Origin of the sequence: Nocardia neocaledoniensis (assembly GCF_003182135.1) — a bacterium.
GTDB classification, from domain to species: Bacteria; Actinomycetota; Actinomycetes; order Mycobacteriales; family Mycobacteriaceae; genus Nocardia; species Nocardia neocaledoniensis.
The window spans coordinates 413,004-430,072 of the sequence record NZ_QGTL01000001.1; the positions used below are offsets into that span (position 1 = coordinate 413,004).

13 protein-coding genes and 4 tRNA genes are annotated in these 17,069 nt (G+C 70.8%); 7 read left to right on the plus strand and 10 right to left on the minus strand.

Going from position 1 to position 17,069, the window contains the following annotated elements; all coding sequences use genetic code 11:
* Positions 1–89 precede the first annotated feature (89 nt).
* From DFR69_RS01940 to DFR69_RS01955, 4 genes are all read right to left on the minus strand, one after another.
* Positions 90–689 (minus strand): (2Fe-2S)-binding protein, encoded by a 600-nt coding sequence (locus DFR69_RS01940; RefSeq protein WP_110035654.1) that lies wholly within the window; start codon positions 687–689, stop codon positions 90–92.
* Positions 686–1,150 carry a TIGR02611 family protein gene (locus DFR69_RS01945; protein ID WP_110036084.1) on the minus strand — a complete coding sequence of 155 codons (465 nt, stop codon included), beginning with the start codon at positions 1,148–1,150 and terminating at the stop codon, positions 686–688. Before DFR69_RS01945 ends, DFR69_RS01940 begins: the two co-directional genes overlap by 4 nt.
* A 32-nt stretch (positions 1,151–1,182) precedes the next feature.
* On the minus strand, positions 1,183–3,417 hold the full coding sequence (locus DFR69_RS01950; RefSeq protein WP_110035655.1) for a SulP family inorganic anion transporter: 2,235 nt from the start codon (positions 3,415–3,417) through the stop codon (positions 1,183–1,185).
* A gap of 239 nt (positions 3,418–3,656) precedes the next feature.
* A complete protein-coding gene (locus DFR69_RS01955; RefSeq protein ID WP_110035656.1) occupies positions 3,657–5,849 on the minus strand; it encodes a SulP family inorganic anion transporter in 2,193 nt (730 codons plus the stop codon).
* 293 nt (positions 5,850–6,142) lie between these two features.
* Between DFR69_RS01955 and DFR69_RS34740 the strand changes: the two genes are divergently transcribed.
* On the plus strand, positions 6,143–6,556 hold the full coding sequence (locus tag DFR69_RS34740) for a hypothetical protein (protein ID WP_208643887.1): 414 nt from the start codon (positions 6,143–6,145) through the stop codon (positions 6,554–6,556).
* Between the two features lie 3 nt (positions 6,557–6,559).
* Here the strand turns inward: DFR69_RS34740 and DFR69_RS01965 are convergent, their stop codons facing one another.
* From DFR69_RS01965 to DFR69_RS01980, 4 genes are all read right to left on the minus strand, one after another.
* Complete coding sequence (locus DFR69_RS01965) at positions 6,560–7,768, minus strand: vWA domain-containing protein (protein ID WP_186817529.1); 1,209 nt, start codon at positions 7,766–7,768, stop codon at positions 6,560–6,562.
* Entirely contained in the window at positions 7,765–8,988 is a 1,224-nt protein-coding gene (locus tag DFR69_RS01970) for an AAA family ATPase (RefSeq protein ID WP_110035658.1), read from the minus strand. Before DFR69_RS01970 ends, DFR69_RS01965 begins: the two co-directional genes overlap by 4 nt.
* Before the next feature lie 527 nt (positions 8,989–9,515).
* Entirely contained in the window at positions 9,516–10,799 is a 1,284-nt protein-coding gene (locus DFR69_RS01975; protein ID WP_110036086.1) for a hypothetical protein, read from the minus strand.
* A gap of 283 nt (positions 10,800–11,082) precedes the next feature.
* Positions 11,083–11,532: a MerR family transcriptional regulator gene (locus tag DFR69_RS01980; protein WP_244198037.1), complete on the minus strand. Its 450-nt coding sequence runs from the start codon at positions 11,530–11,532 to the stop codon at positions 11,083–11,085.
* 90 nt (positions 11,533–11,622) lie between these two features.
* On the opposite strand from DFR69_RS01980, the gene DFR69_RS01985 reads away from it, so the two are divergent.
* The gene (locus DFR69_RS01985) at positions 11,623–12,696 is read left to right on the plus strand and encodes an alkene reductase (protein ID WP_110035659.1); all 1,074 of its coding nucleotides are present in this window, start codon (positions 11,623–11,625) and stop codon (positions 12,694–12,696) included.
* Positions 12,697–12,746: 50 nt separating this feature from the next.
* Here the strand turns inward: DFR69_RS01985 and DFR69_RS01990 are convergent.
* Positions 12,747–12,821: transfer RNA gene (locus DFR69_RS01990), tRNA-Val, on the minus strand.
* Between the two features lie 312 nt (positions 12,822–13,133).
* On the opposite strand from DFR69_RS01990, the gene DFR69_RS01995 reads away from it, so the two are divergent.
* The 5 genes from DFR69_RS01995 to DFR69_RS02015 all read left to right on the plus strand — a co-directional run bounded on the left by DFR69_RS01995 (position 13,134) and on the right by DFR69_RS02015 (position 15,918).
* A tRNA-Gly gene (locus tag DFR69_RS01995) sits at positions 13,134–13,206 on the plus strand.
* 39 nt (positions 13,207–13,245) lie between these two features.
* Positions 13,246–13,316, plus strand: a tRNA-Cys gene (locus DFR69_RS02000).
* Between the two features lies 1 nt (position 13,317).
* Positions 13,318–13,392, plus strand: a tRNA-Val gene (locus tag DFR69_RS02005).
* Between the two features lie 169 nt (positions 13,393–13,561).
* Positions 13,562–14,635 carry a phospho-N-acetylmuramoyl-pentapeptide-transferase gene (mraY, locus tag DFR69_RS02010; RefSeq protein WP_110035660.1) on the plus strand — a complete coding sequence of 358 codons (1,074 nt, stop codon included), beginning with the start codon at positions 13,562–13,564 and terminating at the stop codon, positions 14,633–14,635.
* Positions 14,636–14,700: 65 nt separating this feature from the next.
* Positions 14,701–15,918 carry a sigma-70 family RNA polymerase sigma factor gene (locus DFR69_RS02015; protein ID WP_110035661.1) on the plus strand — a complete coding sequence of 406 codons (1,218 nt, stop codon included), beginning with the start codon at positions 14,701–14,703 and terminating at the stop codon, positions 15,916–15,918.
* On the opposite strand, the gene DFR69_RS02020 is transcribed toward DFR69_RS02015, so the two are convergent.
* Positions 15,857–16,810, minus strand: a complete 954-nt coding sequence (locus DFR69_RS02020) for a hypothetical protein (protein WP_110035662.1) — start codon at positions 16,808–16,810, stop codon at positions 15,857–15,859. The two genes, DFR69_RS02015 and DFR69_RS02020, sit on opposite strands and share 62 nt — an antisense overlap.
* Between the last annotated feature and the right edge of the window lie 259 nt (positions 16,811–17,069).

Here is a 17,069-nt window from a genome sequence, read left to right on the forward strand (position 1 = left end):
GCTCTCCTTGACGTCGGTGGGCGTGGGTCTTCCCACGCGTGCACGATCCTACTGGCGGCCCGCCACCGCGCGATTTCCGGTCGCGCGGATCAGGCTTCGGCGAGCAGGGCCGCGCGCTCGGCGGCCGGACGCTTCGGGCAGCTGGTGCACATCTGGCAGCCGGGGACCTCGTAGACCAGGCAGCAGGAGATCCGCTTGACGAAGGTGCGCTCGCCGACGGTGACGAAGCGCGGCGCGGGCAGGCGCCCGCCGACCTCGGCGGCCAGCCGGGACCCGGCCTCGCCCGCGCCCGCGTCGAGCGCCCGGTTGCCGATCGCGTCGGCGACGACGGCCCACAGCGCGGGCACGCCCGCCCCGGACACGGCGGCCACCTGGGGGATCACGGCGTTCAGGGTCTCGCGCAGCGCGGCGGCCACGGTCTCGGTGTCGCCGGTCGACCGGAAGCACACGTGCTCGACGCCGCCGTCGGGCCTGACCTCGCAGTCGAGCTCGTCGAGCGCGGCGACCGGGGCCGGTGCGCCCACCGCGTGGGCGCGCGTGATCTGGTCGACCAGCGCGGAGGCGACCATGCACCACCACAGCGTGCCGCCGACGCGGGCCGCGTCGGTGCCCCAGGCGCGGCTCATCTCACCGATCCGGGCCGAGATCCAGGCGGGATCGATGAGCAGGCGTCCGGGGACGGTGCTCACGACATCAGGGGACTGCGCAACCATGGCCAATCGACTCCGATCCACCCTGCGACCATCGAAAATGTGCCGAGCAGCCACAGCGTCACGACGACGAGGGCGAAGGTGGCCACCGCGCCGAGAATCCGGATCGTCCAGCCACGGGAGGTGTACCAGTCCATGACGATCCGGTACTTGCCCCGTACCCAGGTGAGGGTGTGGTGAGCCCAGACGAACTCGGTGGCCAGGATGCCGAATCCGGCGAACACCAGCGCCCAGCCGGGTCCCGGGTACGGGATCGTGACGATCCCGACCAGCAATACCAGCCCACCGACCACGCCGACGGCGATCCGGTAGCCGAGGTTCAGGGTAGGGCGGTGTTCGATCCCGGCGCGGAAGGCGCGCCAGCGCTCCTTGAAGCCCGGCGCCCCGGCGGTCGAGTCCGCCGGGGCGTCGGTGGGGTCGGCGGTCGGCTTGCTCGTCATCGTTCCAGAGTACGAGCCGACGGCACCGCGGATCACGCCGTGACGGGCTCCTCGGCGCGGTCGTCGAGGGTGCGCACGCTGTCGGCGGTCACCTCGATGACGCGTGCGCCGGCGATGTCGAAGAACAATCCCGACACCGCCACCCCGCGCTCGGCGACCGCCCGGCGCACGGCCGGATGCCGGTGCAGCGTCTCGAGCTGCACGGCGACGTTGACCATGCTCAGCTGGTCGACCTCGTCGAAGCCGGCCGCCCGTGCCGCCAGCGCGACCGGGTGCTCGGCGCGGAACCGCTCCAGGCTGGGGGCGGCGTGGCGCAGCCACGAGCTCAGCCCGCCCTCGCCCTCGGCCCCGGTGTACACGGCTTTCATCGCCCCGCAGGCGGAGTGCCCGCACACCACGACCGAGCGCACCGCGAGTTCCTCCAGCGCGAAGACCAGGGCGGCCTCGACGGAATCGTCGGCGGTGGTGGGCACCAGATTGCCGACATTGCGGACGGTGAACAGGTCGCCGGGCCCGCTCGAGGTGATCACATTGGGCACGATCCGCGAGTCCGAGCAGGTGAGGAAGAACGAATCCGGGTCCTGCCGGTCGCGCAGCTCGTCCAGGTGCGGCCGGACCACGTGCGCGTGGCTGCGGTGGAAGGCCGACACGCCCGCGGCGAGCGCGTCGCTGCCGGACTTCTGGTGCCGCCACGGGCCGAGCAGCTGGTCCCAGGTCTCGCGGCCGAAGCCGCGCGCGGGCGGCGCGGCGGGGGTGTCGGCCATCTTGGCGCTGCCGATCTCCACGAAATCGACCCGGCCGCCGCCGCTTTCCTGCTGGTGCTGCCAGGACTCGATGGCTTCGAACGCGGCGTGGTCGAGGAAGTCGACCGTCATCTCCACCGTCACCGCGGCGCCCGCGGGGACCTTCGCCAGCTCGGCCGACAGCTTCGGCAGGGCGAGGAAGGTGCACGATCCGTCGATCCGGACCAGCCAGCGGGCGTCCCCCGGCAGCGGTTCGGCCGAGACCTGCACGCGCACGACCCGCCACAGCAGCAGACCGAAAGCCAGTGCCAGACCGATGATCACGCCCTCGAGCAGGTTGAGGAACACCACCGAGCCCACGGTGACCACGTACACCAGCAGGTCGCCGGTGCGCCGGGCCAGCCGGATGTGGGCCAGTTTCACGAGCTGGATGCCGATGACGATGAGCAGCCCGGCCAGCGCGGCCATCGGGATCTGCTCGACCAGGCCGACCAGCGCCACGGAGAACAGCAGGATCCAGCAGCCGTGCAGGACAGCCGAGGCCCGGCTGCGCGCACCTGCCTGCACATTGGTGGCGCTGCGCACGATGACGCCGGTGACCGGCAGGCCGCCGACCAGGCCGGAGAGCACGTTGGCCGAGCCCTGACCGATGAGCTCGCGGTCGAACCCGGTCCGCGGTCCGGTGTGCATCTTGTCCACCGCGACGGCGGAGAGCAGGCTCTCGACGCTCGCGATGAGGGCGATGGTGAGCACCATCATGGCGACCGCCGACCAGTTCCCCGAGGGCAGTTCGGGCAGTTGCAGCGCGTCGAACAGCGAGCCGCTCAATACGATCCGCTCCACACCGCCGGGCAGGACCAGCGACAGCAGGGTGCCGAGGACGACGGCGACCAGGGGTCCCGGCACGGCGCGCAGCTTGGGCGGCATGTACTTCCAGCCGAGCATCACCGTGATCACGACGGCGCCGACGAGGACGCCGCCGCCGTGCAGCGACATCAGCTGACCGGGCAGCTCGACGATGTTGCGCCAGGCCGAACTGTGCGAGGACCCGCCGAGCAGCACATGGATCTGCTGCAGCGCGATGGTGATACCGATGCCGGCGAGCATCGCGTGCACCACCACCGGCGCCACGGCCAGTGCGGCGCGCGCGATCCGGCTCAGGCCGAACAGGATCTGTAACAGTCCGGCGCCGACGACGATCAAACAGGTGACGCGCCAGCCGAATTGCGCGATGGATTCGGCGACGACGACGGTGAGCCCGGCCGCGGGACCGCTGACCTGCAGCACCGAGCCGCCGAACAGGCCGACGACGATGCCGCCGATCACGGCGGCGACCAGGCCCGCGGCGACCGGCGCGCCGGAGGCGACGGCGATGCCGAGCGAGAGCGGCAAGGCCACGAGGAAGACCACGATCGAGGCGGGCAGATCATGGCGGAGCACGGTGTCGCGCCAGTACGAAGGTGGCGCGGGTGCCGGCGGTGGCGCCGGGTGGAGCGGGGGAGCTAGGTCGTTCGCTACTGACATGGTTCTCCTTCGGCGACGCGGCACAGCCGTGGTCGATGGACGATCTACGTGTCATGTGCGGTCGAGTGACCGCGGAACAGCTTCTCCAGCGATGAAGCACGCGAATCCCGGTGCGACGGCGGACCGGGTCGAGGTGTCACCACAGTATTGGTAAAGACTTGGCAAAGCCAGTGTGCCGGAAGAAGAGTGGGTGCCGCCATAACGGCGGGGCCGCTGTGGTGTGACACACATCAGTGCGCCTACACCGGCTCGGCCGCGACTCCGCTTCTGGCAGCACCGAATTCGGTGATCCCGTCGACGGTCACCTCGATCACCCTGGCGGTGGCGAGGTCGAAGAACAGCCCGGACACCGCGACGCCGCGCTCCTCGATGCCCGCGCGCACCGCTGGATAGTCGGCCAGCGTCTGCACCTGCCGCGCCACGTTCACCATGCCCAGCTGGTCGACCGGACCGAACCCGGCCAGCCGCGCCGCCTCGGCGACCGGGTGACCCTGCTGGAACGCCGCCAGTGTGGGCTGAGCGTGGGCGAGCCAGTCGTCGAGCCCCGGCCCGGCCTGCACCTTCCCGTACAGCGCTTCCATGGCGCCGCAGCCGCTGTGCCCACAGACCACCACCGAGCGCACGTCGAGTTTGTCCAGGGCGTAGATCAGCGCCGCCTCCACCGAGACATCGCTCCCACCGACCGGGACGAGGTTGCCGACATTGCGGACGGTGAACAGGTCACCGGGGCCGCTGCTGGTGATGACGTTGGGTACGACGCGGGCGTCGGCGCAGGTCAGGAAGAAGGTGTCGGCGTCGGGCCGATGCCGCAGCCCGTCCAGGTGCGGGCGCATGAGGTGCGCGTGGCCGCGATGGTAGGCCGCGATGCCTGCCGCGATCGGGTCGACGCCGCCGCTGCGCCGCCACGGCCGGATCGCCTCGTCGACCGCCTTGCGGGCATGGCCGTGTTCGGGTGGTCCGTCCTGCGCGCGGGCCATCCGCGCGGTGCCGAGTTCGACGAAATCGACTGCGCCACCGGCGGCTTCGCGAGCGTCGGCCCATTCGGAGAGCAGCTCACAGGCCGCGTGGTCGAGGAAGTCCACACTCAGCTCCACCGTCACGTCCACACCGGCGGGCACCTTGGCCAGCTCGCCGGTGAGTTTGGGCGCGGCCAGGAAGGTGCAGGTGCCGTCGATGCGCACCAGCCAGGTGCCGTCCGGGCGCGGCACCGCCGCGATGGTGAACTTCACGACCCGCCACAGCAGCAGCGCGAACGAGGCGATGAGGCCGATCACCATGCCCTGCAACAGGTTCAGCGACACCACCGCGACCACGGTCACCAGGTACACGTAGAGGTCGCCGGTGCGGCGGGCCCGCTTGATGTGGGCCAGCTTCACCAGCTGCACGCCGATCAGCACCAGCAGCCCGGCCAGCGCGGCGGTCGGGATCTGGCGCACGAGCCCGACCAGGGCGATCGCGAACACCAGGATCCAGCAGCCGTGCAGCACGGTCGCGGCCCTGCTGCGCGCGCCGGCGTTGGCGTTGGTGATGCTGCGCACGATCACCGCCGCGATCGGCAGGCCGCCCAGCGCGCCCGAGGCCATGTTGGCCGCGCCCTGACCGAGCAGCTCGCGATCGAAATCGGTGCGCTGACCAGGGCGCATCTTGTCGACCGCGACCGCCGACAGCAGGGTTTCCACGCTGGCGATGAGCGCGACGGTGAGCATGGTGAGCGCGATCGGCGCCCACCCACCGTGTGGCAGCCCGGGCAGGCCGATGCCGTCGAGCAGCGAGCCGTCCAGGCGCACCCGTTCGACCGTGAGCGGCAGGACCAGCGAGACCCCCGTGGCCGCGACCACCGCGACCAGCGGACCGGGCACGACCCGCACCCGGCGCGGCAGGTACTGCCAGCCGACCAGCACCGCGATGACGAGCAGGCCGACGAACAGGTCGCCCTTCTGCACCGACATCACCTGGCGCGGCAGCGCGACGATGCTCGCCCACGGCGAGCTGACGGTGGTACCGCCGAGGAGCACATGCACCTGCTGCAGGGCGATGATCACGCCGATGCCGGCCAGCATGGCGTGCACGACCACCGGGGCGATACCGAGCGCGGCCCGCGCGATCCGGCTGAGCCCGAACAGGATCTGCAGCAGTCCCGCTCCGATGGTGATGAAACACATGGTGGCCCAGCCGAATTGCTGCACCGCCCCGGCCACGACGACGGCGAGACTGGCGGTCGGCCCGCTCACCTGGATCGCCGAACCCCCGAGTAATCCGGCCACCACTCCCCCGACGGCCGCGGCGATCAACCCGGCGACGACCGGCGCCCCCGACGCCAGCGCGACACCGAGCGACAACGGCAACGCGACCAGAAAGACCACAACGGATGCTGGAAGATCGTGCTGGAGAACAGATTTCAGCGATGGGCCCGGATCATTGTCGGTCATCATTCTCCTTCGCCGGGGCCGCGTCGGCGCCCGGTTCATCGGTCGAACATGCACTGGCAATTGATGCTGAGCTGCGAGATCTGACCCAGGACACAGGGTCGCGTCAATAGTAAAGAACTACCCAAGCCTTGGGAAAGTCCTCGAGGCGAATGGGGCGAATCGCGATCCAACCGTGACGTGCACCACACGCAATACGTCAGGGTGGACGGACACCGGAACGGTCAGGAATCGAGAAGCGCGGGCCCGCGGCCCGCAGGAAACATTGTCCTCGACGGAATACACGAAAGGGTCTCTCGATGAACACCTCCTGGGTTCGACCGACGCATCGCTGGTCGGCGATCGTCTTCACCGCGATCCTGGTCGTCACCGTGCTCGCGCTGGCGCTGAGCGGACCGCAGTGGTTCTCCTACCTGCCGCTGATCCCGCTGGCGGCGCTGGCCCTGTCGGGGCTGGTCATGCTGGTGCAGGTCTTCCGCCGCGGGCGTGCGACACCCGCCACCGGCGCCGGGCGCGTCCGCCTGGTGCATCGCTGGTCGGGGATCGTCTTCCTGGTCACCGTGCTGGCGACGGTCGTGGCGCTGTCGCTGCCCGAGCCGATCGTCTGGGTGTCCTACCTGCCGCTGATTCCGCTGGCCGGGCTCCTGTTCTCCGGCCTGGCGATGCTGGCGGCGCCGCGGCTGCGGGCCCGGCGGCAGGTCGCCGGGGCGTAGGCCTCAGCCGATGTCGACCACGCGCGCCCAGGCGGGCGGCGTGCGCGGGACGTGATTCGGGTCGTCCTCGTCGCCATGGTCCGCGCGGCGGAACAGCCCGACCACGGTGCGACAGGGCGGCCGGTTCGGCCAGGGCGTATAGCCGTCGGTCAGTGCCACGATCACGTCGGGCCGCGTGCGCAGGGCCTTGGTGAAGCCGGCGCGCAGATCGGTGCCGCCGCCACCGATCAGGGGGATCTGCTCGGCCCGGCACAGCGGGTAGGCGACCTGCGCCGCGGCGTCGCAGGACAGGACCGACAGCAGGTCACGTCGGCCGCCGACCGCGCGCGAGATGGCCGCCACTTCCAGCAGGGCGCTGCCCAATTCGGTGTCGCTGACCGAGGCCGAGGTGTCGATGACCACGCTGACCCGTGGCGGGTTGCGGCGCAGGCTCGGCAGGACCGTGCCGGGCAGGGCGGCCGAGCGCCGGGCCGGACGGCCGTAGGTGTAGTCGGCGCCGCGGCCAGAGCTGGCCGCGGCCGACCGGATGGCCGCGCCGAGCAGGTCGCGCCACGGCTGCGGCGGGTGCAGGGTGTCCTCGGCCCAGCGCCGCCAGCTCTTCGGCGCGTCGCCGCGCCGGCCGCTGATGCCCTGGGCCACCCGGAATCTCACCGCCTCGCACTCCTGTTCGCTGAGGCCGTCGGCCCCGTCGGGGCCGAGGTCCCACTCTCGGTCCATGCCGTCGGCGCCGCTGCCGCAGTCGAGCCAGGCGAAGTCCTGGGTGAGGTGGCCGAGAGTGAACTCGCGCAGGTAGTCCTCCATCAACTTGCCGGCGTCGAGACGCAGCAGCGCCGGGGTGACGATGCCCTCGGGCACCACCAGGCCGTCACCGAACACGTCGTCGTTGATCTCGGCGTCGGCGGCGATGTTCATCCGCAGTCGTTCGGCCCGGCCGGTGAGGTCGTGCGCGCGGGCGTACCGGTCGCTGCGGCCGTGGTGATCGCGCAGCAGATGCGACACCTCGTGCACCAGAACGGAAGCCAGTTCCGCCACGGTCTTTCGCGCCACATAGGCGGGCGAGACGTAGCAGCGCCAGTGGCGGTCGACACCCATCGTCGGCACCCGGTGGGATTCGACGATGTGCAGCGCGTACAGGGCGCTCGCCAGGTACGGCCTGGCCCGGACCGCGTGCAGCCGGGCGGCGTAGAGGCGTTCGAGGTCGAGTTCGATCACCGGCCCACCCCCGCCCCGACCCGGGCGGCGTCGTCGGCGGACCGGGAGACGGCCACCACCCCGGCGAGCTGTTCGATCGCGGCGGGCACCACCCAGTCGTCGCGGCGCAGGGTCGCCAGCGTCGTCGCCGGGACGACCACCAGGTCCGGCGGCCCGGTCTCGACGGCCCGGACGAGCACCCGCCAGGCCGCGTTCCAGCGGGACCGGTCCGGACGCTTGCGCACCGCGGCCACGACACCGTCGAGCACGGCTTGGCGCAGGTCACCGCGTTCGGGCAGGTCCGCACCGGCCGGGTCGGCGAGGACGTCCTCGGGGTCGGGCAGGTCCATCCGGTCGATGCTGGTGAGCAGTTCGAAGCCGGGGCCGTCGCCGACCGCGCCGCGGACCAGCAGCGACAGCACGTCCCGGCTCGCACCGGCCGCGGTGGCGAAGGCGACCAGCCGCACGGTCATGTCCCAGCTGCGCGGTGACGCCCACGCCCCGCCCCTGCGGGTCTCGCTGGTCGGCATCTGGTGCACGAGCTTGGGCCGGGCCGCTAGCAGCCCGCACACCGCGCGACGCGCGAAAACGACTGACTCCCCGAGCTTTTCCTGATCCAGCCGGGGCAGGGTCGCGCGCGGCCAGGTGCCGCCGAGCCCGCGCACGACCACATCGTGATCGTGGGCCCAGGGCAGGTGCACGAAGCGGTTCGCCAGCGGGGCGCTCAGTTCCCAGCCGTCGGCCGCGGACGAGCGCGGGTTGGCGGCGGCGATGATGCGCACGCCCGGCGGCAGGCGCAGCGCGCCGACCCGCCGTTCCAGAACCAGGCGCAGCAACGCGGCCTGGACCGCCGGCGGTGCGGTGGACAGCTCGTCGAGGAACAGCAGCCCGCGCCCGGCCCGCACCAGGCGCACCGCCCAGTCCGGCGGCGCCATGGGGACACCGTTGGCCGCGGGATCGTCACCGATGATAGGCAGCCCCGAGAAGTCCGACGGCTCATGGACACTCGCGATCACGGTCGTGAGCGGCAGGTCGAGCGACTCGGCGAGCTGGGTGAGCGCGGCGGTCTTACCGATGCCCGGCTCGCCCCACAACAGCACCGGCAGGTCGGCGGCGACCGCGAGGGTCAAGGCGTCGAGCCGGGTGTCGGCGCGCGGTTCGGTGCGGACCTCGGCGAGCAGGGTGAGCAGTTCGTCGGCGATGCGGAGCTGGCCGGCGGGGGCGGGGGTGTGTGCGTTCATGTGTCAATCACCTTGGGGTTGTGGGGTTTCAGTGGGAGAGAGGTGGGAGAGTCGGAGACGGAAGCGGCTACGCGCGGGCCGGAAATCAGAGTGCTCAGGTCCACGAGCGAGTCGGTGGCGGTGCGGCTCCGGCCACCATGTGGCTCGCAGCAACCGCCCGACCACGGTTGCCGCGGACACGCGGCTGACCGCAGTGCGGTACGTCCGGTGCGGCGCGTCAGCGCCCCGACGCGTGGCGCGGCGTGCAATAGTCGCCACGTCGGCGCCGTTGCGGTGGAGCGCAGCTCGCCGCTGAGCGGTGCGTGCAGCGCAGCCCAGCGTCTGCGCTCCGACGGATGGCGCGGCCGCTCGAAACAGTCGCCGCGTCGACGCCGTTGCGATGGAGCGCACGGAGCTCGATGCGGTGCGGTGCGCCCAGTCGCCCCGGCGTCAGCGCTCCGACGCGTGGAGCGGCCGCGTGCGACGTCCGCCGCTGCTTCGGAGGCACAGAGCTCGCCGCAATGCGGTGCGCCCGGTGCGACCCAGCGTCAGCGCTCCGACGCGTGGCGTGGTCGTGTGCGACGGTCGCCGCGGCGACGCCGTTGCGGTGGAGCCGCGCGGCCGGGGGCGGGGAGGCCGGCGCGGAACAGGCCGTAGGTGACGCGGCGGCGCGCGCTGGACTCGAGCGCGTCGCGCAGGGGTCCGTCGCGCAGGACCGCTTCCGTCCCGAGCAGGCCTTCGACCACGGCCAGCGCGCCCGCGGTGTCGCCGTGGTCGAGTCGCTCGCGGACGCCCGTGAGCCAGTACGGGTGCCGGTGCGCCGCGTCGATGACCCGCAGACACGGCAGCGGCGTACCGGTCAACGCGACCAGCAGCTCCTCCCGCCGGAGCTCGGCCGGGTCGTGGTCCAGCGCGGACAGCACCCCGTCTACCAGGCCGATACGGTGGCGCTCGCCCCGGCAGACCACCACGGTCTGCTGCCCGTTCGCCTGGTCGTCACGAGGGCGTCCAGCCCTGGTGTAGCCGGGTTCGAGCGCCTCGGCGACCAGCGGATGCAGCCGGTCCAGGGTGATCGCACCCGATCCGAGCAGTGCCAGGTCGGGAAGAACGCGGGTCGCGGCGTCCGGAAGCACCGGGAGCGCGGAGGTTTCGGCGCGCGGATGGTTCGTCGCGCGCCGCAGTCCCCCACCGTGGTGTTCGAGCACCACGCGGTGCCGTCCACCGAGCCGGACCAGGAACGGGCCGGTGCGCCGCTCGGCGCGCAGCAGGATCTCCGCTTCGGCGGCCCAGCGGTCGACAGCGCAGCCGTCCGGCACCGACGCCGTCCACTCCTCGTCGCAACAGCCTGTGCCGCAACGGCTTCGCAGCTCAGGGGCGCGGCGCGCGTCCCACAGGTGACGGTGCAGATCGAGCCGATACCGCCGATCCGGGCGGGGATGCGGGTGCAGACCCGGGTTGGTCCCGTCCCACAACGTCAGCGCGATCCGCTGTCCGGCGTCCGCCCACGCGGGCGCGGTCCGCACCACCAGGTGGACGGGTTCCGTTCGCTCCGAACAGCTTCCGCCGTACCTGGCCAGCGAGATCGTGAGGCCCGGCCGCACCAGGCCGTCGGGCGCCACCCGGGGCAGATGCCAGCGCAGCAGATCCGGCGCCAGATGCCGCAGATCGTCGCGCACGCGCGCCGCCAGGTCACGGCCGTGCGTCCGCGCCACGGCGCGCAGGTCGAGGTCGACATCCACCCCGGCCGCGGCACAGGCACCGACCCAATCGCCGACTCGCCTTCTGGCAGTGGCAGTTTCGATCATCGACCACGGCACGGCGAAATCACGCACCCGCGCCCACAGGCGCAGCCGGGCATCGTCACGACAGGTGGTGGACGCGCGGACACGCGGCGAAGCAGTCAGGAATTCCGCTCGATCGAGCGAGGAAGCCGGTGCGAGGACCGGCGTGCGGCTCAACGGCCTGGGCGCTCGACGCCCTTTCGACTGGAAGTCATGTCGCCCAGTATGCACAACACCACGCCACCCGACAACCACCGACTCCGCTTCACGGTCTGGCGACGCTTCGAAGTGACGCCCACCCGCGCTTCCACGCAGCAGGGCACCACGGTGTGGCTCAGCCGGTTTCGGCCAGGCGGGTAGCGTCGCAGCGGGCGCGCATCACCGCGTCCGCCCTGGACTCCGCGGTCACGCGCGCGTGGTGAGCTCGGTTGACGTCCATGAGTTCGTCGAGAGCGTCGCGGGCGCGGGCCAATTCGGCGATGTGTTCGGTCAGCCGGTCGCGTTCGTGCCCCATCCGCTCGTAGGCGGCGTCCGAATTCTCCTCGCTGGGCGCGTCGACACAGACCACCAGCTGGAGGATCGTGCGACTCGACAGGCCCGCCGCGTACAGGCGGCGCAGCAGGTGTACGCGGTCGACGTGGTCGGCGGTGTAATGCCGTTGCCCGCTGGAGCTTCGGGCACTGGTCAGCAGGCCCTGTTCCTCGTAGTAGCGCAGCGATCGGACGCTCGCCCCGGTCCGTGTGGACAACTCACCGATCCGCACAGCCACCTCCTCGTGATCCACGACACAGACGGTTGCCTCTCACATCCATGTCAGCTTTTAGCGTAGATCGCGTCGTCGACGCACGGCGACCCGGACTACTGGAGAAGCGATATGACCTCCCTCTTCGAGCCCGCACGGCTCGGTGACCTGGTACTACCCAACCGCGTGGTGATGGCGCCGATGAGCCGGGTGCGTGCCACCGCGGACGGCCTGGCGACACCGTCGATGGCCAGCTACTACGCCCAGCGGGCGAGCGCGGGATTGATCGTGGGCGAGGGCACCCACCCGAACGCGGTCGGGCGCTCGAACCCGGGCACACCGGGGCTGCACACCGACGCGCAGGTCGCGGCGTGGCGGCAGGTGACCGATGCGGTGCACGTCAACGGCGGGCGCCTCTTCGCCCAGATCATGCACGGCGGCCGGGTCTCCCACCCCGACACCACCGGACTGCGGCCGGTGGGCCCGTCCGCGGTCCCCGCCACCGGCGAGGTGTTCACCCCTACCGGCCCGCAGCCCACCCCGGTCCCGCGCGCGCTCGATCTCACCGAGATCCCCGAACAGATCGATTCTTATGCCGTGGCCGCGCGCCGGGCCGTCGACGCCGGCTTCGACGGGGTCGAATTGCACGGGGCCAATGGATATCTCATCTCGCAGTTCCTCTCCAGCAACGCCAATCTGCGCACCGACCGGTACGGCGGTCCGGTCCGCAACCGCGTCCGGTTCGCCGTCGAGGCGGTCGCCGCCACCGTGGACGCGATCGGCGCGTCCAGGACCGGCATCCGCCTGTCCCCCGGCGGAGTGTTCTGGGGCGTCGAGGAAACCGAGGTGACCGCGCTCTACCGGGAACTGCTCACCGAGCTCGTCCGGCTCGAACCCGCCTACATCCACCTCGAGGCGACTGCCGAGGAGGAGGTCCTGCTGGAGTTGCGGCGCGCGTGGCCGGGCACCCTCATCATGAACCCGGTCCTGCCGATGGGACCGAAACAGACCGGCCTGGCAGAGGCCGAACACTGGCTCGGACTCGGCGCCGACCTCATCAGCTTCGGCCGCGCCTTCCTGGCCAACCCCGACCTCGTCGAACGCCTGCGCAACCACCTACCACTCGCGCCCGACGACGAATCGACCTACTACCAGGGCGGAGACGACGGCTATCTGACCTACTCGACCTACCGGTACTCGGCCTGAAAGACTCCACCAACGCGAAAAGCAGGCCATGATCATGGCCTGCTTTTCGGTGGTGGTCCCAGCTGGTTTCGAACCAGCGACCTTCCGCGTGTGAGGCGGACGCTCTCCCGCTGAGCTATGGGACCGAACTGTGCGCGAGGGGCTTCGGGGGCGCCTCTCGAACGAGATGGAACATTAGCACGGTGCACCCTGGTGACACCAAATCGCCTCGTGAACGGGAGGTTCGGGCCGCGCGGGGGCTCGGCGGAGACGATGCGTCGGCGCGGGTTCACGTTCTCGACACCGGATGGTCGACCGGAGGGGCGAACAACAGGCCTGTAATTCACATTTAGGCCCATCTACCAGCCGATTTGTAGTCTGCGCCGACCGTCGGCTAATGTTTCTCTCGCACCACGGAGAGCAGCCAGCCGCCAGGCCGGCCACTCCGGAGTGTGAATGCGGATGTAGCGCAGCTGGTAGCGCATCACCTTGCCAAGGTGAGGGTCGCGGGTTCGAATCCCGTCATCCGCTCGAGAGGTAGGTTAGGCATTATGCCATCCTCCTTTGCGCGGTGGAGTGGCCGAGTGGTGAGGCAACGGCCTGCAAAGCCGTGCACACGGGTTCGATTCCCGTCTCCACCTCGCGCGATTAGCTCAGCGGGAGAGCGCTTCCCTGACACGGAAGAGGTCACTGGTTCAATCCCAGTATCGCGCACCACAAGAAGGCCCCGGTTTCGACCGGGGCCTTCTTGCTGTTCCGGGGCAGGTCGCCCGATGTAACCCAGGTCACTCCTTTGCCGGACCGGGACCGCACTCCCCTAGGATCGGCACTCGGCGTCGCCCGGCCGGTGGTGGCGCGGTGGACGGCGGCAGGGAGAGGCGAGCAGTTGAGGCAGATCCTGTTGTCGGCGGGGATCGCCCTGTTCGTGACCATCACCCTCACCCCGGTACTCATCCGGGTGTTCGCCCGGCGCGGGTTCGGGCAGGAGATCCGGATCGACGGACCCGCCAGTCACCAGACCAGACGCGGCACCCCGACGATGGGCGGACTCGCGATCGGCGCGGGCGTATGGGTGGGCTTTCTCGGCTCGCATCTGATCGGGCTGCTCTGGGACGCGCCCGGACCCAGCGCCTCCGGCATCCTCGTGCTGCTGCTGGCCTCGGCGCTCGGCATGGTCGGATTCCTCGACGACTCCATCAAGCTGCGCAAACACCGCAACCTGGGGTTGACGGCGGCGGGCAAGTACCTGGGTCAGATCGGAGCGGCCGTGGTGTTCGCCGTGCTGGTGGTGCGCTTCCCCGGCGCCACCGGCCTCACCCCGGCGAGCAACAACCTCTCCTATGTCCGTGACATCAACACCATCGCCTTCACCTCGCTGATCTTCGTCGCGTTCATCTGCCTGCTGGTGGTGGCGTGGTCGAACGCGGTCAACATCACCGACGGCCTGGACGGGCTGGCCGCCGGTTCGATGAGCCTGACCCTCGGCGCGTACGTGGTGATCACACTGTGGCAGTTCGAGAACTCGTGCGAGCTCGACCCGGGCCGCGGCTGCTACAACGTGCGCGACCCGCTCGATCTCGCGGTGGTCAGTGCCGCGGCAGCGGGCGCGTGCATCGGCTTCCTGTGGTGGAACGCGGCGCCGGCCAAGATCTTCATGGGCGACACCGGGTCGCTCGGGCTCGGCGGGCTGGTGGCGGGGCTGTCGATCACCAGCCGCACCGAACTGCTCGCGGTGGTGCTGGGCGCGCTGTTCGTCGCGGAGATCCTGTCGGTGCTGCTGCAGATCGTGGTGTTCCGCACGACGCACACCCGGCTGTTCCGGATGGCGCCGTTCCACCATCACTTCGAACTCAACAACTGGCCGGAGACCGCGGTGATCATCCGGTTCTGGGTGCTCGCGGGCATCGCGTCGGCGATCGGATTGTGCCTGTTCTACGGCGAATACATCACCGCGATCTGAACGGGCGGTGTCGGTGGCCCCGGCTACGCTGACCCGACACAGCGAGCCGAGCGGGAGGATGGCCAGTGAGAGCCGGGAGCGGGCGCGAACTCGACCACGACATCGCCGCCGAGGTGTCCTTCGAGCTGGAGGAGCTCGACGAACTGGTCGCCGAACTGCTGGTCGAGCATGCCGAGCGCGCCGCCAGGGACGCCAGGATCATCGCCCTGCGGCTGGGCATCGGCGGGCAGCGCCCGGAAACCCTCACCCGCATCGGTGCCCGCTACGACCTGGCCCGCGACCGGGTCCGTCAGCTCTACGCCAAGGCCGTGGGCCAGCTCCTGCGCGAAGCCGCCCGCTCCGGGCATCGCAGCGCCGCGGTGTTCGCCCGCCGCTACCCGCGCGAACACGGCGATCTGCGGCTGGTCCGGGCGTTGCTCGCCGAGACCTACGCCACCGACACCGATCTCGTGGCGATGGAGTGGTCCTACCTCAAGCTGCGCCTGGCCGGGCACGACCAGACCGATGCCAAGCGGGTCGCCGGGTACGTGATGCAGCGAATCCTGGGGTGGCAGAAGAAAACCGCCAGCATCCTGGCCAAACTACAACCGCTGGACGAGACCGACGACCTCCACGCGCTGCTCGACGGCATCGGCTGGGGCAGCGGCCCGTCCGCACCGCTGCCCACCGCCTCTGCCCGGGTGGCCGACGGCGACGACGACGGCCGCGGCCGGTTCTATCTGGCCTCGATCGGCCGCGACGTGGCCTACGACTCCGCGCTCACCGCCCGCCTCCTGCGCAGCCTCGACGCCGATCCGAGGGTGACCGCCTTCCAGGAGGAACCGGCCGCGCTCACCTACCGGTTCGGCGAGCAGGACCAGGTGCACTATCCGGCCGTCGCCGCGCAATTCACCGACGGGCGGATCGCGCTGATCGACGTCGTCCCGCTGGGCCGGATCGCCTTCCACCACACCCGAGTCCAGTGCGAGCTCGGCCGCGCCCACGCCCACGCCAACGGCTGGGGCTGGCACGTCTGGACCGGCAGCGCCCTCGACGAAGCCGCGCTGCGCGCCCGCCCGACCGATCCCGCCGTCGAGGCGCGCCTCACGGCCGAGCTGGCGCACGGCCCCTACGACCGCCGCGGTCTCGACGCGCTGCGCGCCGAGACCGGTCTCGAGCTGCTCGATCTGGCCGGGCTGGTGTTGCGCAACGACTGGCGGTGGGAACGAACGCCGATGCGGCTCAGCGCATCACCATCGCGCCCGCCATCAGCGTCACGCACAGCAGCATCGCGCAGCAGGTGAGCCACTGCCACTGATTGATCGTGCGGTCCATCCGCGCGATCGTCGCCCGCAGACCGGCCGCGATCCGCTGCTGGGCGACGAGCTCGCTGCGCACGCCCGCCAGCGTGATGGCCTCGGCGTCGGCGTTCACGCCCGCCCGATCGATCCGGTGATGCAGGCGGGAGACCAGCTTCTGCTTGTCCCGCACCGTCTGCCGCGACACCGCGAGCTCCACCCGCTGGTCGCGCAGTTGCTTGCGCTGCTGTTCGATCAGGGCGGCCTGCGCCCCGGTATGCCGTTCCCAGGTGCCCACCTCGGCCCACCCTCCTGTCATCAGATCCACGTGTCCCCAGTGGATCTCACCGTTCACCCAGCCCGCGAGGACATCGCGCAGTTCCCAGCTCGCCCGCGACGCCGTCGCGAACCCGGACTCCCCCGCCGCCAACATGCCCTGGTCGATGCGGTAGTCGGCGGACGCGGGCGCGAAGTCGGCGATGCCGACCGCGGGCACCAGCGGCACCCAGTAGCCGCGCGGGCAGACCCACAGCACGTCGTCGATCCCGGCGGCCCGCAGCCGCTCACGGTGGGCGCGCGCGGCGGTGATGTCGAGCGGGCCGGTGCGCACCTCCACCACGCAGCGGCGCTCGCCGCGACGCCAGTAGACATCGACGGGGATGTCGTCGACGCGGGCGTCGACCTGGGCCTCGTCGGCGCCCGCCGCCGTGAGACGACCACAGATCCAGTGCTCGAGGCGCTGTGTATTCCACTGCCTGGCCACGCATTCGGGGCAGCCGCAGCCGTAGCCGGTCCGCTCCGGGGCCGCGCGCCGGGTGCCCTCGGAGATGCCGAGTTCGTCCAGCAGCGCCCGTCGTCCACACGCGACTTTGGTGTCGCTCCGCCGCTTCGTCCTCACACCATCACTCCCTCACCCGGGACCCTGACGTGTGCCAGCGCCCACGTCGTGTGTCCAGGTTCCCGCAGCAGCCGACACGCCGCCAGCCCCCTTGACCCGCGCTCGGGTGCGTCACCGATCGGTGATCGACATCACATACGCGACTCCGCTTGTATATCAAGCCATTTCATTGTGCCAACGTCGCAGAACGACGCCGAGATCTTGATCATTTCGATACACATACCCGGCCTGTTGCTGGTCCTTTTCGTCCGGATTACGA